Here is a 22,551-nt window from a genome sequence, read left to right as displayed (position 1 = left end):
CCCATGCCCTTCTCGCCCCAGCGTCTCGCCCTGACCATCGCCCTTCTCATCAGCGCCACCGCCGCCCACGCCAAAAACGTGCAGATCGACACCGCCACCACCGCCGCGCAAACCCTCGGCGGTAATGACACGCTGACAATTTCCGCGCCCGGCAGCATCACCAACAGCGGCAAGGCCGTGAGCTTGAAGGACAGCACCAGTGGTGTCGGCGTGGTGGTCGATAACGCGGGCAAGATCGTGTCCACCGGTGGCCGGGCGATCGACAGCAGCGGCGACCTGACCCAGGCGCGCAACTACAGCATTTATAACCGCAGTGGCGGGCAGATCCTCGGGTTCAACGACGCGTTGCGCATCGACAGCAACTTCGCCAGCGGCAGTCTGTTGATCGATAACAGCGGCATCATTCGCTCCACCACTGGCCAGGGGCTGGACCTGGATGCGCTACGTAGCAACAACGTGAAAACCACAATCATCAACCGCGCGGGCGGGCTGATACGCGGGGATGCCAGCGACGGCATGAAGACCGGGGCCAACGCGACGATCACCAACTATGGCGAGATCTCTACGGGTGATTCGCACAACGCCGACGAGAAGTTCGACGGCATTGATATCGACACGGCAACCGGCGTGACGGTGACCAACTACGGCACCATTTCCGCCGGACGCCACGGCATCACCACCGACCTCGGCGCCACGCTGGTCAACTACGGGCAGATCACCGGGCGCAACGGTTCGGGATTCGGCTCCGATGGCGACGGCACCGTCATCAACCACGGCACGATCACCGGCGCGTATTCGGGGCTGCAACCCAACGGTGACGGCGATGGCGTGGACATCGACAAGATCGCCCACATCGAAAACTACGGCACCATTCAAGGCGTCGGCGCGGGCGGTGTGGACAAGGGTGGTTTCGCTAACGGCAGCGAAGGCATCGCGTTGGGTGGCGGCTATGTATTGAACGCCAAAGAGGCGCTGATCAGCGGCGCCAACAGCGCGATCCTGGTGGACGACGGCAGCGGCGGTTCGGGGGCGGCGGCGACCACCCTGGAAAACTTCGGCACCATCCAGGGCCTCGACGGTTTCGGGGTGAAGTTCGTCGGCGAGTTTGCCGACAGCGTAACCAACGGCGGCACCATCAGCGGCAGCAACGGCTTGGCCCTGGACCTGGGCGGCGGCAACGACAGCCTGACCCTGCGCAACGGCAGCCGCTTCGTCGGTGTGGTCGATGGCGGCAGCGGTTATGACCGAGTGGTGATGGACGACGTGGCGGGCGGCAGTTTCGGTGCCAGTCGCAACTTCGAATGGCTGGAGGTCAAGCAAGGGGCCTGGACCCTGACCGGCAGCGGTGATTTCAGCGACGGCGGCGCGGTGCGCAATGGCGCGACGCTGCTCAACCAGGGCGGCATTGCCGGCACGCTGACGGTGGATCAGGGCGGCGTGTATGCCGGCGGCGGCTCGGTAGGCAATCTGCTGGTCAACGGTACGTTGCAGACCAATACGCAACTCGGCACTGCAACCATCACTCACGATTTGACCTTCGGCAGCGGCGGCACCCTGGCTTATGGCGTGAATGCCGACGGTACCAGCGCCCCGGTGAAGATCGGCGGCACCGCCAATCTGAACGGCGCGACCCTGGCGGTAAACCCCGGCAGCGGCACCTACCCGTGGCAAAGCCATTACACCGTGCTGCAAGCCGCGAGCGTCAACGGCACCTTCGGCAAGGTCATCAGCGACTACGCGTTCCTCACGCCAGCCCTCGCCTACACCCCGACCCAGGTCGATCTGACCTACACCCGCAACGACATCGCCTTCAATGAATTCGCCGCCACCGGCAACGGCAGCAACGCCGCCAACAGCCTGGCCTCACTGGGCAAAAACAACGCGCTCTACAACGCGCTGCTCAACACCACCAACGCCACGGCCGGCGCGGCGATTGAGCAACTGGCCGGCGCGAGCAACGCCAACCTGACCAGCGCCACCCTCGGCGCCAGCAGCCAGATTGGCGGCAGCATGCTCTCGGCGATGCAGCAAATGGGCGGCGGATCAGGCTTGCTTGTGGGCCTCGATTCCCGGGACACACCAGTCCTCGCCTCCAACGGCGTGCCATCTGAAGCACGCAACCTCAACGACCCGAATGCCCAGGGCCGACTCTGGCTGCAAGCCATCGGCGGCTACGGCAAGCTCGACGGCGAACACGGCAACAGCGGTCTGGAACAACGCACAAAGGGCAGCGTGCTCGGTGCCGATTGGGCACTCAATCCGCAATGGCGCCTGGGCGTGTTGGGCGGTTATTCGAAAACCGATCTGGATGCCACCGGCGTCGACGGCAATGTCGAGAGCTGGCACGCCGGGGTCTACGCCCTGCGCCAAAGTGGCCCGTTCGCGTTGCGCCTCGGCGCGGCCTACAGCGGCCATCAAGGCGAAAGCAAACGCACCGTCGCGTTCAACGGTTTCAACGACCGGCCAAAAGGCGATTACGACGCCGACAGCCAACAAGCCTTCGCTGAACTGGGTTACGCCATGGGCAGCGGACGCCTCAGCGCCGAACCCTTCGCCAACCTCGGCTACCAGCGCTATCACCGCGACAGCTACAAAGAAAAAGGGGGCGCCGCCGCGCTGCAAGTCGACGAGCAAACCCAGGACAACTTCAGCAGCACCTTCGGCGTACGCCTGGCACACCTGAGCACCCTGGACAACGGCATGAGCCTGACCCCGCGCATGACCGCTGGCTGGAAGCACACGTATGGCGATGTCAGCAGCTCGACGCGCCAGGCCTTCGTGGTCGGCGGCACGGCGTTCAGTGTCGATGGCAGTTCGCTGGATCGTGACAGCCTGGTGCTGGAGGCGGGGCTGGATCTGGGGATCTCGGCGCGGCATACCCTCGGCGTTGGCTACAGCGGCGAGATTGGCAGCAACAGCCGCAATCATGGGTTGATTGGGCAGTGGCAGATGAGTTTCTGAGATTTCGCCAATCGAAGCTTCCGGGAATGTTGTAGGCAAGTTCGCCTGATCATCGGTGAAATCGCTGGTGGTCAAGGCTCGGTGTTGATTCGGCTACAAGCGGTTCAGCTGCGCCTTGCACAACGCTAGGAAACGCCCGGCATCCAGACATTGGCATCGGATTTTAGAGTTTGGCCTCCTTACAACTGAGGCCTAGCCCATGTCCAATCAGCCCAAATTCCGACCGCAACACCTCTCACTTGCCATTGCTCTGGCGCTGGGAGGTGCTGAATTTTCCATGGCTCAAGAGCTGACTGGCAGAGCCGAACCACCGGTCGACGCCAAGATAATAGAGCGGCATGAGTCCGAGCCGAGAATCGATCTGGAGGCTCTTCTTCCAACTTTCACCAAGGTTCACGACGCCGTTCCTAATGTGATCGATTCACCCGAGACGGTTGTACAAGGAACAGACGCCAACGACCTCATTACCCTGAAGAACGGCGGTAGCATCAAAGGCCCGGCGGATGGAGGAGGAGGCATCAACGTCATACACCTTGAGGCCTCTGACGGTGGTGTTCTGGGAGAAACAAAAAATACCACCGGCCTGGTCAGTCATCTGGGTTCATGGACGCTGACCAGCAAGAGCGATTTCCATGACGGCGTGGTGGTGTTGAATGACGGCATCCTGACCAATAACGGGAAGATCCTCGGCCGTGCGATTGCGGTCGGACAGCTCTTCAATAAAGGCACCATAGATGGCCACGTCGATGTCAGGGAACGCGGCACTTTCGCGGGTTCCGGGACCGTCGGAAGCTTGCAAGTACACGGTCGCGTCGACGTCAATAAAATGCATGGCGCCCCACGGGTCAGAGGGGACTTGAACCTGTCAAAGACAGGTGTATTGGCCTACGAGGTCAATCCCGAAGGCAAAGGCCAAACGATCAGAGTCGGTGGCACTGCCAGGCTGGGCGGCTCCACTCTGAAAATCGTTGCGATGCCGGGCGAATATCTGCAAAGCAACCGCTACACCGTTATCGAGGCGAAGGATAAAGTCGAAGGTGAATTCGGCGAAGTCCTCAATGACTTGGCATTTATGGCACCGACCCTCAGGTACAACAATAAAAGCGTTGGCCTGACCTATGCTCGTAACGAAGTACCTTTCGAGAGTCTCGCCACTTCCGAAAACGGACGGGAGTTCGCCAAAAATATCTCCGAGCCGGAACACGTTCCCGAAGCTCAATTACACTCTGACATCGTAAATACCAGCGTCGCGGACGTGACGCCATCCGCCGGCGTTCCCGCACCAGCTCCACAGCCAATCGCCGTCACCGATACTTCTGACACAGAGCCACATCCATCTGCCGTCGCCGACACTTCTAGCACGGCGCCACAACCAGCCACCGTCGCCGACAGTGCTAGCACGGCGCCACAACCAGCCACCGTCGCCGACACTGCTAACACGGCGCCACAACCAGCCACCGTCGCCGACACTGCTAGCACGGCGCCACAACCAGCCACCGTGACGAATGCAGCCGTCACCGCCCTGCTAGCCACCAACACTGAGACAGCCTCCTACGCCCTCGAACAACTGGCCGGCTCCAGCAACGCCAACCTTGCCAAAGCCACCTTGAGCAGTGTTGACCCGGTCAACGGCAGCCTGCTCTCTGCCATGCGCCAGTTGGGTACCAACAACTTGAGTTCACGAAACAATGCACCGCGTTTGGCGGCCGGCAGCGAAGACAACGGCCGTGTCTGGCTGCAAGCACTCGGTCATGGCGGCAAACTGGATCGAGACGTTGAACCGCTGCAACATTCGACCAAAGGCCTGCTGCTGGGCGCGGACTGGAGCCTCGATGAGGAATGGCGCCTGGGGTTGATGGGCGGAACATCCCGGACGCAAATGGACAGCAAGGAACTCGACGGCAATCTCGACAGCTGGCACCTGGGCGCCTATGCGTTGAGGCAGAACGGCCCGATGTCCCTGCGCCTAGGCGCGACTTACAGCAACCACGACGGAAGCACTGCACGCCGAATTGCCTTCGCCGGTTTCAGCGATCGCCCCAAAGGCAGCTACGACGCCAGTACCCAGCAAGCCTTCGCCGAAGTGGGGTACAACCTGGGCCGCGCCAACGTCAGCATCGAACCCTTCGCCAGCCTTGGCTATCAACGCTACCAGCGCGACGGCTACACCGAGAAAGGTGGGGCTGCGGCGCTGAAGGTTCACCAGCAATCCCAAAGCAACATGAACAGCACGTTTGGCCTGAGGGTGGCGAAGGTCGAGACCCTGGATAACGGCATGCGTCTGACGCCGCGATTCAGTGCTGGCTGGAAGCACACCTATGGCGATACCTACACGGCAACGCGCCAGCGACTGGTCACTGGCGGCAGCAACTACACCGTTTATGGTGCGGAGCTGGATCGCAATAGTTTGCTGGTGGATGCGGGGCTGGATCTTGGGGTTTCGGCAAACCACAGCGTGGGCGTAGGCCTGACTGGTGAGGTCGGCAGCGACAGCCGCAACCACGGCGTCATGGGCCAGTGGCGCATGGCGTTCTGATCAACACCTGACACACCACAAACCCTGTAGGGCGAGCGGTGCGACGATTCGACTTGCCCGCGAAGAGGCCGGAACTTTCAACATCTGTGTTGATTGGTACACCGCCTTCGCGGGCAAGTCGAATCGTCGCACCGCTCGCTCCTACACGGGTCAAATACCGGGCAAAAAAAAGGGGAGCACATGCCCCCCCCGAGGTTTAAAGCGGTGTGATCCGGGCTGTTAAATCAGCCTTCGATCTCGATCAGGATTTCGCCCGGGTTCACCCGGTCGCCCTTGGCCACGTGGATGGCGGTGACTTTGCCGGCGATGGCGGCTTGCACTTCGGTTTCCATCTTCATCGCTTCGGTGATCAGCACGGACTGGCCAGCTTTCACGGTGTCGCCTTCCTTGACCAGCACATCGACGATGTTGCCCGGCATGGTCGTGCTGACGTGGCCCGGCGCCGTGGCTTGCTTGCGCTTGCTGCTGCCGCCGCTGACGAATTCGTTGAGCGGTTCGAACACCACTTCTTCCGGCATGCCGTCGATGGACAGGTAGAAGTGGCGCTTGCCTTCAGCCTTGACGCCGACACCGGTGATGTCGACGCGGTAGGTTTCGCCGTGGACGTCGATGACGAACTCGGTCGGCACGCCTTCGCCACTGGCCGAGGTCACGCCGCCGGCTTCAGGAATGGGCAGCAACACTTCAGGTGTCAGGGTGCCGGCGTTGCGCTCTTCGAGGAACTTGCGGCCGATGTCCGGGAACATGGCGTAGGTCAGCACGTCTTCTTCGGACTTGGCCACGGCACCGATTTCGGCACGCAACTTGGTCATTTCCGGCTTGAGCAGGTCGGCCGGACGAACGTCGATCACCTCTTCGCTGCCGATGGCCTGGCGACGCAGTTTCTCGTTCACGGTGCCCGGCGCCTTGCCATAGCCACCTTGCAGGTAGAGCTTCACTTCGTTGGTGATGGTTTTGTAGCGCTCGCCGGCCAGCACGTTGAAGAACGCCTGGGTGCCGACGATCTGCGAGGTCGGCGTCACCAGCGGCGGGAAGCCGAGGTCTTCGCGAACCCGCGGGATTTCGGCCAGCACTTCGCCCATGCGATTAAGTGCGCCCTGCTCTTTCAACTGGTTGGCCAGGTTGGAAATCATCCCGCCCGGCACCTGATTGACCTGCACGCGGGTATCGACGGCGGTGAATTCGCTTTCGAACTGGTGGTACTTCTTGCGCACGGCGTAGAAGTACAGGCCGATCTCTTGCAGCAGCTCCAGATTCAGGCCGGTGTCGAACTCGCTGCCTTTAAGGGCGGCGACCATCGATTCGGTGCCCGGGTGGCTGGTGCCCGAGGCGAAGCTGGAGATCGCGGTGTCGATGTGATCGGCACCGTTTTCGATGGCCTTGAGTTGGCACATGGTGGCCATGCCCGAGGTGTCGTGGGAGTGAATGAACACGGGCAGCGACTGCTCGGATTTCAGCGCCTTGACCAGTTCGCCGGTAGCGTACGGGGTCAGCAGGCCGGCCATGTCCTTGATCGCCACCGAGTCGCAACCCATGGCTTCCATTTGCCGGGCTTGGGCCACGAACGCGTCGATGGTGTGCACTGGGCTGGTGGTGTAGGCGATGGTGCCCTGGGCATGTTTGCCGGCGGCTTTTACGGCTTCGATGGCCACGCGCAGGTTACGCACGTCGTTCATGGCGTCGAAGATGCGGAACACGTCGATGCCGTTGACCGCGGCCTTGGCGACGAAGGCTTTGACCACGTCGTCGCTGTAATGGCGGTAGCCCAGCAGGTTCTGGCCACGCAGGAGCATTTGTAGACGCGTGTTAGGCAGTGCGGCGCGCAGTTGGCGCAGGCGCTCCCATGGGTCTTCCTTCAGGAAGCGTACGCAGGCGTCGAACGTCGCACCGCCCCAGCATTCCAGCGACCAGTAGCCGACTTTGTCGAGCTTGTCGCAGATCGGCAGCATGTCTTCGGTGCGCATGCGGGTGGCGAGCAGCGATTGGTGGGCGTCGCGCAGGATGGTGTCGGTGACGAAGATCTTCTTAGTCATTGGTATCTCCTCAGAGCTTCAAGCTCCAAGCTACAAGCCGCAAGAAAAAGCCAATCTGCTCTTACTTGCCGCTTGCAGCTAAAAGCTTGCCGCTGTTTATTCATAAACCCGCGTGTGCGGCGATGGCGGCAGCGATGGCCAGGGCCAGCTCTTCGGGTTTGCGCTTGATCGAGTAGTTGGTCAGTTCAGGGTGGGCTTCAACGAAGCTGGTATTGAACTGACCGCTACGGAATTCCGGGTTGCGCAGGATTTCCTGGTAGTACGCGGCGGTGGTCTTGACCCCTTGCAGACGCATGTCGTCGAGGGCGCGCAAGCCACGGTCCATCGCCTCTTCCCAGGTCAACGCCCACACCACCAGTTTCAGGCACATGGAGTCATAGAACGGCGGAATGGTGTAGCCGGTGTAGATCGCCGTGTCGGTACGTACGCCGGGGCCGCCGGGTGCGTAATAACGGGTGATCTTGCCGAAGCTCGGCAGGAAGTTGTTTTTCGGGTCTTCGGCGTTGATCCGGAACTGCAACGCAAAGCCACGGTGCTGGATGTCTTCCTGCTTCACCGAAAGCGGCAGGCCCGACGCAATGCGGATCTGCTCACGCACAATGTCGATGCCGGTGATTTCTTCGGTGATGGTGTGTTCCACCTGCACCCGGGTGTTCATCTCCATGAAGTACACCTCGCCCTCGGCGAGCAGGAACTCCACGGTGCCGGCGTTTTCGTAACCCACGGCCTTGGCTGCGCGCACCGACAGGTCGCCGATATACGCGCGCTGTTCCGGGGTCAGCTGCGGGCTCGGGGCGATTTCGATCAGCTTCTGGTTACGACGCTGAATCGAGCAGTCACGCTCGAACAGGTGCACCACATTGCCAAAGCTGTCGCCCAGGATCTGCGCTTCAATGTGTTTCGGGTTGACGATGCATTTTTCCAGGAACACTTCCGCCGAACCAAAGGCCTTGGTCGCTTCGGAAATCACCCGGGGGAAGGCTTGTTCGAGTTCATCGCGGCTGTTGCAGCGACGAATGCCGCGGCCGCCACCACCGGAGGTGGCTTTGAGCATCACCGGGTAACCGATGCGGTCGCCTTCGACCAGCGCCTCGGCGATGTCCGCCACGTTGCCCTCGGTGCCGGGAGTGACCGGGACGCCAGCCTTGATCATGCTGCGGCGTGCTTCGGTCTTGTCGCCCATGCGGCGAATGACTTCAGCCGATGGTCCAATGAATTTGATGCCGCGTTCGGCGCAGATGTCTGCCAGTTCGGCGTTTTCCGAAAGGAAACCGTAGCCGGGGTGCAATGCATCGCAACCGGTTTCCACGGCCAGGTTCACCAGCTTGCGCGGGTTCAGGTAACCGGCCAGCGGGTCGGCACCGATGCTGTGGGCTTCGTCCGCACGTTTGACGTGCAAGGCGTGCCGGTCGGCGTCGGAGTAGACCGCGACCGAGCGAATGCCCATCTCGGCGCAGGCACGCACGATTCGTACGGCAATCTCACCACGGTTGGCGATCAGGATCTTTGTTATCACTTGGAGGTTCCCTTGAGCCGGTGATACCCACGACCTGCTAGACCAGGTCGACGCGTGACTAAATGTTTCGATTTAGTCGCAGCCCCACACTAGCCCCCATGAGGGATTAACAAAAATGATTAATAATTGGGTTAGCCATAAGTAAAGACTTATAGTTGAGGCATCAGCCTGTGGCCGGAGCCTTCGAATAATGCGTAAGTCATTGATGCGTATGACATTGCGTCAATTGCAGATTTTCAATGAAGTCTGTGATCTGAGGTCCTACAGCCGCGCGGCTGAGGAAATGTCTCTCACACAACCTGCCGTGAGCCTACAGATTCGTCAACTTGAGGAGCTGATCGGTCAGCCGTTGTTCGATTACGTCGGCAAAAAACTCTACATGACCGAGGCGGCGGAAGCGCTTCAGCGCGCCAGCCGGGACATTTTCGGACGCCTGGAAAACCTCGACATGCAGTTGTCGGACATGCAGGGCTCGTTGCAGGGTCAGCTGAAACTGGCAGTGGAATCCAGCGCCAAGTACTTCGTGCCGCACCTGTTCGCCGCCTTCAAGCGCCAACACCCGGAAGTGAACCTGCACCTGACGGTCGTTAACCGTGGCCAGGTGATTCGGCGCCTGTCGGATAACCGCGATGATCTGGTGATCATGTCGATGGTGCCCCAGGACATGGGCCTGGAATTCCTACCGTTTTTAAACAACCCGATCGTGGCCGTGGCGCCGCCGGACCATCCGCTGTGCCACATGGGACCGCTGCGTTTGCAGGATCTGGAGCCGTACACGCTGCTGATGCGCGAGCCGGGTTCTGGTACGCGGATGGCGTGCGAAGAGTATTTCAAAGAGAAGCGCGTGCACTTCACCCAGACCCAGGAGGTCGCGTCGGCGGAAGCCCAGCGTGAGTGTGTGTTGGCGGGTCTGGGCCTGGCCTTGTTGACGCGCCACGCCCTGAACCTGGAGTTGGCGACCGGCGCGCTCATTGAGTTGCCGGTCGAGGAGCTGCCGCTGTATCGCAGTTGGTGCCTGGTGCAGGCCAAAGCCAAACGCCTGTCACCAGTGGCGCACGCCTTCCTGGCGTTTATCCGCAGCGAACGGGTGCAGATCAGCGCGTTGGTTGAGCGTTTCGACGGGAAGTTGCCGGTGCTGCCTGCCAGTAATTGAGTTCCAGGTCGTCCGGGAAATCGCCGATTTCGGCCAGAAGCTGACGGCGTTCGCAGCGATCTTCGATAGCGCGGCGAAATTCCATGCGGCGCTGGTCTTCTTGCTGGCGACGGGTTTTGAGGGCGCTGTTGCGTTCTTCGTAGGGCTGGGCCATTGCAGGTCTCCCAAGTCGAGTACGGGAGTTACACGATGAACGCGGGGGATGACGGTTTGGCGGCGGGTGGGTTACAGGGAGATGAAAGTTTGTGCTTTGGCACATTGCATTGTGGCGAGGGGGCTTGCCCCCGTTGGGTCGCGGAGCGGACCCAGAGATTTTGCGTCTGCTGCGCAGCCGAACGGGGGCAAGCCCCCTCGCCACAAGAGCCGCGCAGTGATCAATCGTCCAGCGCTTTCACCGATTTGGGCGACAACCGCAAGCTGCGCAGGCTGCGCTTGACGCTCTTGAGGTGGTTGACCAGGCTCGGCCCGCGCGCCATGGCCACGCCCATCGCCAACACGTCGATCACCACCAGGTGGGCGATGCGCGAAGTCAGCGGCGTATAGATTTCGGTGTCTTCGTGCACATCGATCGCCAGGTTGACGGTCGACAGCTCGGCCAATGGCGTCTGGCTCGGGCACAAGGTGATCAGCGAAGCGCCGCTTTCGCGGACCAGATTCGCCGTGATCAACAAATCCTTGGAACGCCCCGACTGGGAAATGCAGATCGCTACGTCAGTTGGCTTCAGGGTCACCGCCGACATCGCCTGCATGTGCGGGTCGGAATATGCCGCGGCCGTCAGCAGCAAACGGAAGAACTTGTGCTGGGCATCCGCCGCCACCGCGCCCGATGCGCCAAAGCCATAGAACTCAACGCGCTGCGCCTGGGACATCAGCGACACCGCCCGCTGCAATTCCACCGGATCGAGCTTCTCGCGAACCTCCATCAACGTGTGCAGGGTGGTGTCGAAGATTTTCAGGCTGTAGTCAGCGACCGAATCGTCTTCATGAATCGCGAACTGCCCGAAACTCGCACCGGCTGCCAGGCTCTGCGCCAGCTTCAGTTTCAAATCCTGGAAACCGGAGCAACCGATAGCACGACAAAAGCGCACGATGGTCGGCTCGCTGATACCCACGCTGTGGGCCAGGTCGGCCATGGAGCTGTGCATCACCGCCGCAGGGTCAAGCAGCACATGGTCGGCGACCTTGAGCTCCGACTTGCGTAACAGGTGACGGGACTGGGCGATGTGTTGCAGCAGATTCAAAGGGGTGGACTCTTTGTTATTGGCAGTTGCCGGGGATGTAGCACGCTTGTAGTTATACTACATGAATCGGCTTTTTGCCTGCTCAATGCGTAACTCAATGCCCCCATTCCACGCGTCGCGCGCTCCATGTAGCCCCTACAGGGGTTTTGCGTCCGCGCGCAGCAGCTCAGCCAGATCAGCGGCTTCTACTGGACGACTGATCAAATAGCCCTGCACTTCATCGCAGTGCTCGGCTTGCAGAAACTCCAGTTGCTCGACGCGCTCCACGCCTTCGGCCACGACTTTGAGCGACAAGCCATGGGCCATGGCGATGATCGCCCGGGTAATCGCCGCATCCTCGCCGCCCTCCCCCAAGCCACGAATAAACGCCTGATCGATCTTCACGTAATCCACCGGGATGCGCTTGAGATAACTCAGGGACGAATAACCGGTGCCGAAATCGTCGATCGCCAGTTTCACCCCCAGATCGCGCAATTGCTGGAAGGTCGCGATGATGTGTTCGACGCTGTCCAGCAATTGGCTTTCGGTGAGCTCCAATTCCAGGTAATGCGGCGCCAGGCCGGTTTCTTCCAGCACCTGACGCACCAGGCTGACCAGTTTGCCCTGACGCAACTGATGCACCGACAAATTGACCGACACCCGGATCGGTTCAAGCCCCTGGCGCTGCCATTCGCAGGCTTGCCAGCAGGCCTGGCGCAGCACGAACTCGCCGATCGGACCAATGAGCCCGGTTTCCTCGGCCAGGCCAATGAAATCGTTGGGCGGCACCCGGCCCATGGTCGGATGGTCCCAGCGCACCAGCGCCTCGGCAGCGTTCAAGCGGCCGGTGGCGAGGCACAGTTTCGGCTGGTAGAACACCTTCAACTGCTTTTCTTCGATGGCTTTGCGCAGTTGATTCTCGAGTTGCAAACGCTCAAGCGTGCTGGCTTGCAGGCTGTCGGTGTAGAACTGGAAATTGTTGCCGCCCAGGTGTTTGGCGTGTTGCATGGCCATGTTCGACTGGCTCACCAACGCGGAAATCTCCCGCGCATTGTCCGGCAACATGCTGATGCCCATGGACGCGCTGACCACCAGTTCATGCCCCTCCACCGTCACCGGCAAACGCAGCTTGGACGACAAGCGCGTCGCCACCCGGGCCAGGCTCGACAAGTTGCCATAGGCATCAAACAACACCGCGAACTCATCCCCGGAGAGCCGCGCGATGGTGTCCGCTTCCGGCAGCGCATTCACCAGCCGCCGGGCCATTTTCTGCAATAACTGGTCGGCGATTTCATGGCCGAGGCTGTCATTGAGCAGCTTGAAACGATCGAGATTGATGTGCAGCAACGCCAAACTGCGTCGCCCGCCCTGTCGCACCCGTTGATGCGCCTCGTGCAGCCGTTCGCGGAACAGCGAGCGGTTGGCCAGGCCGGTGAGTTCGTCGTAATGAGTCAGGTAGCGCATGCGCTCTTCGGATTCGCGCCGTGCCGATAGATCGGCGAAGAAGCCGACGATATGACTGACCTTTCCGCGACTATCGCGCACCGCGTTCAATTGCAGCCACTGTGGATACAGCTCGCCGTTCTTGCGGGTTTCCACCAGTTCGCCTTGCCAACTGCCGTGCTGCTCCAAGGCTTGATGAATCGCGCTGTAGTGCCGACGGGCATCACGACTGCAAGGCAACTCGACGACGTTGCGCCCCAGCATGTCCTCGATGTCGTAACCGGTGACACGGCTGAAGGCCTGGTTGACTGCGATCAGCGCGTAATTCGGATCGAAGATCACGATGCCCTCGCTGGCCGCTTCGAACACCGTCGCCGCCAGTTGTCGCTGTTCCTCTTGGCCCTTGCTGGCGCTGATGTCGCGGCGGGTGCCGACCATGCGCACGACCCGGCCATTTTCGCTGCGCTCCACGGCCCGGCCCCGGTCTTCGATCCAGACCCAATGGCCATCGCCATGGCGCACGCGGTATTCGATCTGGTAATCCTCGCTACGGCCCTTCAAATGCTCGACCAGCGCGCGCTTGAGGGGTGGCACGTCATCGGGGTGCAGCCGCGGCCGGAGGTGGCTGAGCATGGCGGTCACGTATTCCGGCGCCAGGCCGAACAACTCCTGAATTTGCGTGTGATGGACTTCATCGGTTTGCAGGTTCCAGTCCCACAGTCCCAATTCGCTGGCCTTCAACGCCAGCGCCAGGCGCGCTTCGCTTTTGCTCAGGGCTTGGGTGGCGGTGTTCAGTTCCTGGCTACGCTCGGCCACGCGGTTTTCCAGTTCGACCTGGGCTTCGCGCAGCTCTTCTTCGGCGCTGCGGCGCTGATCGATTTCCTTGGCCAGTTCGTGATTGAGTTGCTCGCCCTGGGTTTGAGCAAGCTGCAAATGCTCGATCAACGCCTGATTCTGAAAGCGCCGAAGCAAGCCGCGATCAATCAGCCGATTGACCTGCCAGGCCACGACACTCAAGGCGCCCAGCAGAATCAGCCCGAACCATCCCCAGCCCTGCTGCTGGACGTCGCCACCCCAGAACATATAGCCGATGGCCGGCAACAGGCAGGGCAAGGTAAAGGAGAGAAACGCAGGAAGGCTGACGGCGTAGGCCACGCTGGCCGACAGCGCGGCGGCACCGATCAGGCCGAAGACCCAGGCTTGCTGGATGAAGGTGTCGGCAGGGACCAGGGCGATGCCGGCGCCGGCGAGGGTCAGGCCGGTCATGGCCGAGCCAAGCAAAAACATGCGGATCCAGATCGGATGGGCCTGGCGGTTGGGAATCGCCGAATCGAAGGCCGCCACCTGGATCACCCGCAGCGCCACCAGTGACAACAACCAGACCAGCCAGACGCTGACCAGGAAGTAGCGCTGCGGGCTCCAGAGCAAACCGGCGCAGACCAGGCCATTGATCAGCATGAACAGCGTCGGCAACAGCGAGCCCTGGTACAGCAGGCGCGTGCGCTCGACCGCCATTTCCATGGCGTACTGTTTACGGATAACCCGGGGCTCCACGGAGGGGCCCGACAGGTCGGAGCTGAGGGTCATAGGCAATTTTCTTGTTCTTATATGGAGCGTGGTGAGCCCGAATTCTGCACGGAGCATACACAAGCAATGGCGATGACCAAACTGCTCCAGATCACAAAGTAGACCAAAGTCTCGACCGACGGTGTCGCTGAAAAAGTGCCCGAGCGAGCCCCGCCGCCGCCTGCAGCCAGTGACCGACCGGTCGTCCTCCCTCGATCTTTCATCGGCTAAATCAAAGCGATGTTTGCCCGGTGTGGCGCCGCCCCCTAGAATGCCCCGATGCGCGATGATCTCTCCCTTCTGCTGAACTCCCTCAACGATGCCCAACGCCAGGCCGTAGCTGCCTCCGTGGGTCGTCAGTTGGTCCTGGCCGGTGCTGGCTCCGGTAAAACCCGAGTGCTGGTGCACCGTATCGCCTGGTTGATCCAGGTCGAAAACGCCTCGCCCCACTCCATCCTGTCGGTGACCTTCACCAATAAGGCCGCTGCCGAGATGCGTCATCGCATCGAGCAGTTGATGGGGCTGAACCCGGCCGGCATGTGGGTCGGCACCTTCCACGGCCTGGCGCATCGCTTGCTGCGGGCGCACTGGCAGGAAGCCAAGCTGAGCCAGACCTTCCAGATTCTCGACAGCGACGATCAACAACGACTGGTCAAGCGGGTGATCCGCGAGCTGGGCCTGGATGAGCAACGCTGGCCGGCCCGTCAGGCCCAGTGGTTTATCAACGGGCAGAAAGACGAAGGTCTGCGCCCGCAACACATTCAAGCCAGTGGCGACCTGTTCCTGGCGACCATGCGCAGCATTTATGAAGCCTACGAGGCTGCGTGCGTGCGTGCCGGCGTCATCGACTTCTCCGAACTGCTGCTGCGCGCCCTCGATCTGTGGCGCGACAATCCCGGTCTGCTGGCGCATTACCAGAAGCGCTTCCGGCACATCCTGGTGGACGAGTTCCAGGACACCAACGCCGTGCAGTACGCGTGGTTGCGTCTGCTGGCCAAGGGCGGCGACAGCCTGATGGTGGTCGGCGACGACGACCAGTCGATCTACGGCTGGCGCGGGGCGAAAATCGAGAACATCTATCAGTATTCCGACGACTTCCCCGATGCGGAAACCATTCGCCTGGAGCAAAACTATCGCTCCACCGCCGGCATCCTCAAGGCTGCCAACGCCCTGATCGCCAACAACACCGGGCGCATGGGCAAAGAGCTGTGGACCGATGGCGGTGAAGGCGAAGCGATCAACCTGTACGCCGCGTTCAACGAGCACGATGAAGCACGCTATGTGGTGGAAACCATCGAAAGCGCGCTGAAAACCGGCTTGGCCCGCAGCGATATCGCGATTTTGTACCGCTCCAACGCCCAATCCCGCGTTTTGGAAGAAGCCTTGCTGCGCGAGCGCATTCCGTATCGCATCTATGGCGGTCAGCGCTTCTTCGAGCGGGCGGAAATCAAGAACGCCATGGCTTATATGCGGTTGCTGGAAGGCCGTGGCAACGATGCGGCGCTGGAACGGGTAATCAACGTGCCGGCTCGCGGTATTGGCGAGAAAACCGTCGAAGCGATCCGCGACCACGCCCGTCACAGCGATGTGTCGATGTGGGAAGCGATGCGTCTGCTGGTCGCCAATAAAGGCCTGACCGGTCGTGCGGCTGGCGCACTCGGGGCGTTTATCGAGCTGATCGAGAACCTCGCCGCCAAGTGCCTGGACATGCCGCTGCACCTGATGACCCAGACCGTCATCGAGCAGTCCGGGCTGATTGCCTACCACGAAGCGGAAAAAGGCGAGAAAGGCCAGGCTCGGGTGGAAAACCTTGAGGAACTGGTCAGCGCCGCGCGCAACTTCGAGAACACCGAAGAAGACGAAGACCTGACGCCACTGTCAGCGTTCCTCGGTCATGCGTCGCTGGAAGCTGGCGACACCCAGGCCGACGAGCATGAAGACAGTATTCAGCTGATGACCCTGCACAGCGCCAAAGGCCTGGAATTCCCTTACGTGTTCCTTGTGGGCATGGAAGAAGGCTTGTTCCCGCACAAGATGAGCCTGGAAGAACCCGGTCGTCTTGAAGAAGAACGGCGCCTGGCCTACGTCGGCATCACCCGGGCCATGCAAAACCTGGTGATGACCTATGCTGAAACCCGACGCCTGTACGGCAGCGAGACCTACAACAAGGTGTCGCGTTTCGTACGGGAAGTGCCGAAAGGCCTGATCCAGGAGGTGCGGTTGTCCAACAGCGTCAGCCGTCCGTTCGGCGGTGGCCAGCAGCAGAGTTCCAGCAGCCTGTTCGGCGGCAGCGAGATCCCGGACACCGGTTTCAGCCTGGGCCAAGCCGTGCGGCATTCGGTGTTTGGCGATGGCGTGATCCTGAACTTCGAAGGCGCCGGGGCCCAGGCTCGGGTGCAGGTGAACTTTGGTGAAGGCAGCAAGTGGTTGATGCTGGGTTACGCAAAGCTGGAAGCGATCTAGTACAGCCAGATCATTCCCACGCTCGGCGTGGGAATGATCAATGGAGGAACGTTCATGGGCTCAGGCTTCTTTTCCTCCTGGACATTCTGGGCCCTGTTGTCGGCGGTATTCGCCGCCATGACCGCCATCTTTGCGAAGATCGGCATCGAAAACGTCAATTCCGACTTCGCCACCCTCCTGCGCACGATGGTGGTACTCGTCAGCCTGGCCTTGATTTTGTACGCCACGGGCCAATATCAGTCATTAGGATCAATCTCTGCCAGGAGCTATCTGTTCCTGCTGCTGTCAGGGCTGGCGACCGGTGCGTCATGGATCTGCTACTTCCGTGCGCTGAAACTCGGCCCGGCCTCGTTGGTCGCTCCCGTCGACAAACTCAGCGTGGTGCTGGTGGCGGTGCTCGGGGTGATCCTGCTGGGCGAAAGACTGGACCTGCGCCAATGGGGCGGGATCGGTTTGATCACGGCCGGTGTGGTCCTGCTGGCGCTGCGACGCTAGGTTTTCTTCCTACAACACTTATCCACTTGTCCTACGGACGAAAGGTAAAAGGCCCTATTGCGCTGACTCAAGCTGAACGCAACCTGTCAGGCAAAAGCCCGAAACACTCTGCCGCTAGCCAGTGACACTTCAGCTGTGCAACATGGCCGGCGTGCAATCCACAAATGGGAATTCCCCTTATGAAACGTTTTCTTAGCATCGCCATGGCGCTGTGTATCGGCCTGACGATGAGCCTCGACGCCAATGCCAAACGCTTTGGCGGCGGCAAAAGCGCCGGCGCTGCGCCGACCCACCAGACCAGCCAGATGGCGCCTTCTTCGGCTGCGGGCGGCGCTGCTGCAACCGCAGGTGCTGCCGGTGCCGCAGGCGCTGCGGCCAAAGCCGGCGGTGCTTCGCGCTGGCTCGGCCCTCTGGCCGGTCTCGCGGCTGGTGGCCTGCTGGCCTCCATGTTCATGGGCGGCGGCTTCCAGGGCATGCAGATCTTCGACATCCTGATCATGGCCGTCATCGCCTTCCTGATCTTTCGTTTCATCGCCGCACGTCGCCGCAAGCAACAGGAGCACCTGGCTCCGGCTGGCGCGCCGATGCATCGCGAAACGTTCGAGAACAAGCCGGCCGGCGGTTCGATCTTCGGTGGCTCGGCAGCACCTGCCGCTCGTCCGGTGATCAACGCTCCCGCCTGGTTCAATGAACAGAACTTCATCGAAGCGGCCCGCAGTCACTTCCAGTCGCTGCAGCAGCACTGGGACGCCAACGAAATGGACAAGATCGCCGAGTTCGTGACCCCGCAAATGCTGGAGTTCCTCAAGCGCGAACGTGCCGACCTGGGCGACGGCTTCCAGTCGACCTACATCGATAACCTCAATGTCCAACTGGACGGCGTGGATGATCGTGTGGACAAGACCATCGCCACCCTGACCTTCAGCGGTTTGTCGAAGACCTCGCGTTTCGACCAGGGCGAAGTGTTCAGCGAAAGCTGGAACATGGAGCGTGCACAGGGCGAGAACCAGCCTTGGCTGGTCGCCGGTATCCGCCAGAACGGCTGAACCGACGCGGGTTAAGCCTGTCGCAATGTTATCCCTGTAAAAAGCCCCGGCCTTGGCCGGGGTTTTCTATTTCGCGGTTGCATCTATAGCGAGCTACTGTATAAACCGCCCCAACTAAACCGCGCCATCAAGCAAGAGGATCCCGGACGTGGAAGAAATCATCGAACAACTGCGTGAAGCCAACGAACCGGTACCGGTCCCCTTGGAGTTGCCGGACGAAGATCAGATCGTGGAAATCGAAGAACAGCTGTTCATCGACATCCCGTTCGTCTTCAGAGAATTTTTGCTGACCGTCAGCGACGTGGTCTACGGCAGCCTGGAGCCGGTCACCGTGACCGACCCCCAATCCCACACCTACCTGCCGGACGTTGCCGCCAACGCCTGGGACGCTGGCGTGGACCGCAGCATGATCCCGATCTGCCAGGACGGTGACGACTACTACCTGGTCGAAGAAGACGGCACCGTGGTGCTGTGGCAAGCCGAAGAAGAACTGATTGCCGAAGAAACCTGGGAATCGGTCTGGCACTGGGCGCGGGACGTCTGGCTGGAAAGCTGATTCACCCGGAGCCCCCCGCCGGTCAATGCCCGGACGATTCCTTGTGGTTGTCCAAGGTTTCCAGCAAGGCCACCTGCATGCGCGTGTGCACGCGGATGAACCAGCGCCAGAGCAGCGCCGCTACGGCGGCCGTGACCACGGCGATCAGCACCAGCAACTTGTTGGTCGGCAGAATACTGGCCGACAAGGCTGCCAGCAGCAGGAAAATCACCAGCAGCGAGAGGATCGGGATCACTTCGGCGATCACCCGGCGCACTCGCTGCGTGTGACGGCCCGCCATCTCCGGCTTCACGCCCATCTCCGCCAGCAGCATCGACAGCGCCTTGAGCTTGCGATAGGCGGCGATCAGGAAGGGCAGCGACAACAGCAATGCCCCACCCCAGATCAACGCTTTTTGCCAGCTCGGCTCGCTGATCCAGGCTTGCAGGTACTCCGACATGCGCTCGGCGAAAAACGCGCCCGAAAAGAAGATCGCGATCACCAGCGCCAGATTGACCCCCACCTGCAACAGAATCCGCCGAATCATCGACGCCAGCAGTGCGCCCTCGCCTTGCGGCTGAATGCTGCGCAGCCATTCGCCATACATCCCCAGCACGCGGCTCAGGCGCCCCGGCATGACCGCCGCCAGCTTGATCGACAGTGGGTCGGCGGCGCGGATCAGGTAGGGCGTCAGCAACGTGGTAATCACCGACACCGCCACGGCCACTGGATAGAGGAAATTGCTGGTGACCTGCAACGTCATGCCCAACGCGGCGATGATGAAGGAAAATTCGCCAATCTGTGACAGACCCATCCCGACCCGCAGTGAGGTACGTCCGTCATTGCCGGCGATAAAGGCGCCGAGGCCGCAGGACAACATCTTGCCCAACACCACGGCCACAGTGATCACCGCGATCGGCCAGGCGTATTGCAGCAGGATCAGCGGGTCGAGCATCAGCCCGATGGCCACGAAGAAGATCGCGCTGAACAGGTCGCGAACCGGCTCGATCAGGCGTTCGATCTTCAGTAACTGCCGGGATTCGGCCATGATCGCCCCAATCAGGAAGGCGCCGAGGACCATGCTGTATTCGAGTTTGACCACCAGCAGGCAGAAGCCGAAACACAAGCCCAGCACGGTGATCAACAGCATCTCGTTGCTTTCGAACTTGGCCACGTAGGCCAACAGGCGTGGCACCAGCAGGATGCCGATGACCAGTGCGACGATCATGAACAGCGAGAGTTTGCCGACAGTGGAGAACACTTCGCCCGAGCTGACGGTACCGCTGACGGCGATGCTCGACAGCAAGGCGATGATGCCGATGCCGAGAATGTCTTCGACAATCAGCACGCCGAAGATCAACTGGGCGAAGCGCTCGTTCTTCATCTTCAGATCGTTGAGGGCCTTGACGATGATGGTGGTCGAGGAAATCGCCAGGATCGCCCCGAGGAACAGCGAATCCATGGTGTTCCAGTCAAACCAGCGGCCGATTTCGTAGCCGATCCAGATCATCAGCACGATTTCCAGGAACGCCGCGATAAACGCCGTGGCCCCGACCTTGAACAGCTTGCGCAGGCTGAACTCCAGGCCCAGGCAGAACATCAGGAAGATCACTCCGAGTTCGGCGAGGGTCTTGATCGTCTCTTCGTCGTGGATCAGGCCGAACGGCGGGGTGTGCGGGCCGATGATGAAACCGGCGACGATGTAGCCGAGGACCACCGGTTGCTTGAACCGGTGAAAGAGCACGGTCACCACACCTGCGACCAACATGATCACTGCCAGATCCTGGATGAAACTGATGGCATGCATGGTATGGGGCTCCTTGAAATCGACTTCCCGGAGCGTAACACCGCGACTTCCGGCAGAAAGGCGGTGCAATATATGGAAACAGATCGATCCGCGCGTGACGGCAGCCCCCTGCCCGGCGTCCCGATAACTGTTGGTTTTGAAAAGCCGACCACGCACCCGCAGAGGTGCGCTCCCGAAATCCTGCCTTGACCCGTGAGAACGCTATGGAACCCGGAAACGCCCAACTGTCGATGACGGTATTGATGACCCCCGACATGGCCAACTTCTCTGGCAATGTCCACGGCGGCACCCTGCTCAAATACCTCGACGAAGTGGCCTACGCCTGCGCCAGCCGTTATGCCGGCCGCTACGTGGTGACCTTGTCGGTGGACCAGGTGATTTTCCGCGAGCCGATTCATGTCGGCGAGTTGGTGACCTTCCTGGCGTCGGTCAACTACACCGGCAACACCTCGATGGAGGTGGGTATCAAGGTGGTGACCGAAAACATTCGCGAGCGCTCGGTGCGCCACACCAACAGTTGCTTCTTCACCATGGTCGCGGTGGATGACCAGCGCAAACCGGCCGTCGTCCCGCCGCTGCAACCGCAGAACAGCGAGGACAAGCGCCGCTTCATCCAGGCTCAGCAGCGTCGGCAGATTCGTCAGGAACTGGAAAAGCGCTATCAGGAGATCAAGGGCGACGTCTGAAGCGTTTGGCTTGAGATCGCTTTCGCGGGCAAGCTTCGCTCCTACGGATTTGCGTCGTACACATGATGTGTGATCAACCCAAACCTGTAGGAGCGAGGCTTGCCCGCGAAGCTTTTAAAGGCTGATCGGCGTCGCCTCGAACCGCACCCGCGGATGCGCGATCCGGTCCTGCGCCCGCACCAGTTCCAGCTCATAGCTGGCGCAGGCCTGGGTTTCCAGCAGCACTTCATGCACCGCGGCCGCGGTGAATTCGAACGCCGCCACCAGGCTGTCCCCCAACAGCACGCGGGCCAGGAACAGCCCGGACGTCAGGTCACCGACCCCTACCGGCTGACGCGGAAACGCCAACAACGGCCGACGCAAATGCCAACTGCCCTCAGCGGTCACCAGCAGCATCTCGAACACTTCTTCCGGTTTGCCGGGATAGTCCAGATGCTTGACCAGTACTGCCTTCGGACCGCGCGCCAACAGCGCTCGCGCCATGGCCAGGCAATCGAACAACGACTGCGGCTTGCGCCCCGAGAAGCTGTCCAGCTCCAGCTGATTCGGGCACATGAAGTCCGCCACGGCGGCGGCTTCCTCCAGCAGGAAGTCGCTGACCTCGGCCGGTACGCTGCAACCCTTCTCCGGATGGCCCATTACCGGGTCGCACAGGTACAACGCCTTCGGGTTGACCGACTTGATCCGTGCCACGCCAGTAAGGATCGCCCGGCCCTGGGCCGCACTGCCAAGGTAACCGGACAGCACCGCATCGCAGTTGCCCAGTTCACCGATCGCGGCGATGCCTTCCACCAGCTCCGGGATCTGGTGCGGCGGCAGAATTTCCCCCGCCCACTGCCCGTATTGCGTGTGGTTGGAGAATTGCACGGTGTTGAGCGGCCAGACATTCACCCCGACCCGCTGCATCGGGAAAACCGCGGCGCTGTTGCCAGCGTGGCCGAACACCACGTGGGACTGGATGGCGAGCAGATGGGGCGTACGTTTCATGCGGTGAGTTTCCGTAAAACGATTGAAATTCGAGCCGCGCAGTATGCGACTAAACACAGCCTGTACGACAGACCGGCGACACAGTTAAGCTGGCACTATCTTGT

Annotated in this window: 15 protein-coding genes; 8 read left to right on the top strand and 7 right to left on the bottom strand. The window is 61.0% G+C overall.

The window, feature by feature from the left end:
* Positions 1-3: 3 nt before the first annotated feature.
* Positions 4-2,961: an autotransporter outer membrane beta-barrel domain-containing protein gene (locus ACZ89E_RS23040; protein WP_476256522.1), complete on the top strand. Its 2,958-nt coding sequence runs from the start codon at positions 4-6 to the stop codon at positions 2,959-2,961.
* Positions 2,962-3,160: 199 nt separating this feature from the next.
* Positions 3,161-5,497 carry an autotransporter outer membrane beta-barrel domain-containing protein gene (locus ACZ89E_RS23035; RefSeq protein WP_476256521.1) on the top strand — a complete coding sequence of 779 codons (2,337 nt, stop codon included), beginning with the start codon at positions 3,161-3,163 and terminating at the stop codon, positions 5,495-5,497.
* Between the two features lie 224 nt (positions 5,498-5,721).
* On the opposite strand, the gene oadA is transcribed toward ACZ89E_RS23035, so the two are convergent.
* Together oadA and ACZ89E_RS23025 are read right to left on the bottom strand one after the other, a co-directional pair.
* Positions 5,722-7,530, bottom strand: a complete 1,809-nt coding sequence (oadA, locus tag ACZ89E_RS23030; protein WP_149659401.1) for a sodium-extruding oxaloacetate decarboxylase subunit alpha — start codon at positions 7,528-7,530, stop codon at positions 5,722-5,724.
* A 100-nt stretch (positions 7,531-7,630) separates the two neighbouring features.
* Positions 7,631-9,046 (bottom strand): acetyl-CoA carboxylase biotin carboxylase subunit, encoded by a 1,416-nt coding sequence (locus ACZ89E_RS23025; RefSeq protein ID WP_123408613.1) that lies wholly within the window; start codon positions 9,044-9,046, stop codon positions 7,631-7,633.
* Positions 9,047-9,251: 205 nt separating this feature from the next.
* Here ACZ89E_RS23025 and ACZ89E_RS23020 point away from each other — a divergent pair, with 205 nt between their 5' ends.
* Entirely contained in the window at positions 9,252-10,199 is a 948-nt protein-coding gene (locus ACZ89E_RS23020) for a LysR family transcriptional regulator (protein ID WP_166655962.1), read from the top strand.
* On the opposite strand, the gene ACZ89E_RS23015 is transcribed toward ACZ89E_RS23020, so the two are convergent.
* The 3 genes from ACZ89E_RS23015 to ACZ89E_RS23005 all read right to left on the bottom strand — a co-directional run bounded on the left by ACZ89E_RS23015 (position 10,141) and on the right by ACZ89E_RS23005 (position 14,449).
* Positions 10,141-10,353: a PA3496 family putative envelope integrity protein gene (locus ACZ89E_RS23015; protein WP_149659400.1), complete on the bottom strand. Its 213-nt coding sequence runs from the start codon at positions 10,351-10,353 to the stop codon at positions 10,141-10,143. The genes ACZ89E_RS23020 and ACZ89E_RS23015 overlap by 59 nt on opposite strands.
* Positions 10,354-10,573: 220 nt before the next feature.
* Positions 10,574-11,440 carry a transcriptional regulator HexR gene (gene hexR, locus ACZ89E_RS23010; RefSeq protein ID WP_008027445.1) on the bottom strand — a complete coding sequence of 289 codons (867 nt, stop codon included), beginning with the start codon at positions 11,438-11,440 and terminating at the stop codon, positions 10,574-10,576.
* Positions 11,441-11,575: 135 nt separating this feature from the next.
* Positions 11,576-14,449, bottom strand: coding sequence for an EAL domain-containing protein (locus ACZ89E_RS23005; protein ID WP_476256520.1), 2,874 nt, complete (start codon positions 14,447-14,449; stop codon positions 11,576-11,578).
* A 258-nt stretch (positions 14,450-14,707) separates the two neighbouring features.
* Between ACZ89E_RS23005 and uvrD the strand changes: the two genes are divergently transcribed.
* The 4 genes from uvrD (at position 14,708) to ACZ89E_RS22985 (ending at position 18,988) form a co-directional block, all read left to right on the top strand.
* Entirely contained in the window at positions 14,708-16,891 is a 2,184-nt protein-coding gene (gene uvrD, locus ACZ89E_RS23000; RefSeq protein ID WP_149659397.1) for a DNA helicase II, read from the top strand.
* Between the two features lie 54 nt (positions 16,892-16,945).
* Positions 16,946-17,386: an EamA family transporter gene (locus ACZ89E_RS22995; protein WP_133835297.1), complete on the top strand. Its 441-nt coding sequence runs from the start codon at positions 16,946-16,948 to the stop codon at positions 17,384-17,386.
* Positions 17,387-17,565: 179 nt separating this feature from the next.
* Positions 17,566-18,432 (top strand): Tim44 domain-containing protein, encoded by an 867-nt coding sequence (locus ACZ89E_RS22990; protein WP_476256519.1) that lies wholly within the window; start codon positions 17,566-17,568, stop codon positions 18,430-18,432.
* 148 nt (positions 18,433-18,580) lie between these two features.
* Positions 18,581-18,988, top strand: a complete 408-nt coding sequence (locus ACZ89E_RS22985) for an SMI1/KNR4 family protein (RefSeq protein WP_007943369.1) — start codon at positions 18,581-18,583, stop codon at positions 18,986-18,988.
* Between the two features lie 22 nt (positions 18,989-19,010).
* Here ACZ89E_RS22985 and ACZ89E_RS22980 read toward each other — a convergent pair whose 3' ends face one another.
* Positions 19,011-20,774, bottom strand: a complete 1,764-nt coding sequence (locus ACZ89E_RS22980) for a cation:proton antiporter (protein ID WP_149659395.1) — start codon at positions 20,772-20,774, stop codon at positions 19,011-19,013.
* Positions 20,775-20,977: 203 nt separating this feature from the next.
* Between ACZ89E_RS22980 and ACZ89E_RS22975 the strand changes: the two genes are divergently transcribed.
* Positions 20,978-21,460: an acyl-CoA thioesterase gene (locus ACZ89E_RS22975; RefSeq protein ID WP_028620392.1), complete on the top strand. Its 483-nt coding sequence runs from the start codon at positions 20,978-20,980 to the stop codon at positions 21,458-21,460.
* A 114-nt stretch (positions 21,461-21,574) separates the two neighbouring features.
* Here ACZ89E_RS22975 and pdxY read toward each other — a convergent pair whose 3' ends face one another.
* Entirely contained in the window at positions 21,575-22,447 is an 873-nt protein-coding gene (gene pdxY, locus ACZ89E_RS22970) for a pyridoxal kinase PdxY (RefSeq protein ID WP_463258921.1), read from the bottom strand.
* Between the last annotated feature and the right edge of the window lie 104 nt (positions 22,448-22,551).

This window comes from Pseudomonas sp. TE3899, from assembly GCF_056279105.1.
Note: the sequence above shows the minus strand (reverse complement) of the source record. Positions and strands in the feature narration are given on the sequence as shown.

Bases quoted from the DNA above. Each gene is read 5' to 3' on its own strand.
- ACZ89E_RS23040 (WP_476256522.1), top strand. From the start codon at position 4: ATGCCCTTCTCGCCCCAGCGTCTCGCCCTGACCATCGCCCTTCTCATC.
- ACZ89E_RS23035 (WP_476256521.1), top strand. From the start codon at position 3,161: ATGTCCAATCAGCCCAAATTCCGACCGCAACACCTCTCACTTGCCATT.
- oadA (WP_149659401.1), bottom strand. From the start codon at position 7,530: ATGACTAAGAAGATCTTCGTCACCGACACCATCCTGCGCGACGCCCAC.
- ACZ89E_RS23020 (WP_166655962.1), top strand. From the start codon at position 9,252: ATGCGTATGACATTGCGTCAATTGCAGATTTTCAATGAAGTCTGTGAT.
- ACZ89E_RS23015 (WP_149659400.1), bottom strand. From the start codon at position 10,353: ATGGCCCAGCCCTACGAAGAACGCAACAGCGCCCTCAAAACCCGTCGC.
- ACZ89E_RS23005 (WP_476256520.1), bottom strand. From the start codon at position 14,449: ATGACCCTCAGCTCCGACCTGTCGGGCCCCTCCGTGGAGCCCCGGGTT.
- uvrD (WP_149659397.1), top strand. From the start codon at position 14,708: ATGCGCGATGATCTCTCCCTTCTGCTGAACTCCCTCAACGATGCCCAA.
- ACZ89E_RS22995 (WP_133835297.1), top strand. From the start codon at position 16,946: ATGGGCTCAGGCTTCTTTTCCTCCTGGACATTCTGGGCCCTGTTGTCG.
- ACZ89E_RS22990 (WP_476256519.1), top strand. From the start codon at position 17,566: ATGAAACGTTTTCTTAGCATCGCCATGGCGCTGTGTATCGGCCTGACG.
- ACZ89E_RS22980 (WP_149659395.1), bottom strand. From the start codon at position 20,774: ATGCATGCCATCAGTTTCATCCAGGATCTGGCAGTGATCATGTTGGTC.
- ACZ89E_RS22975 (WP_028620392.1), top strand. From the start codon at position 20,978: ATGGAACCCGGAAACGCCCAACTGTCGATGACGGTATTGATGACCCCC.
- pdxY (WP_463258921.1), bottom strand. From the start codon at position 22,447: ATGAAACGTACGCCCCATCTGCTCGCCATCCAGTCCCACGTGGTGTTC.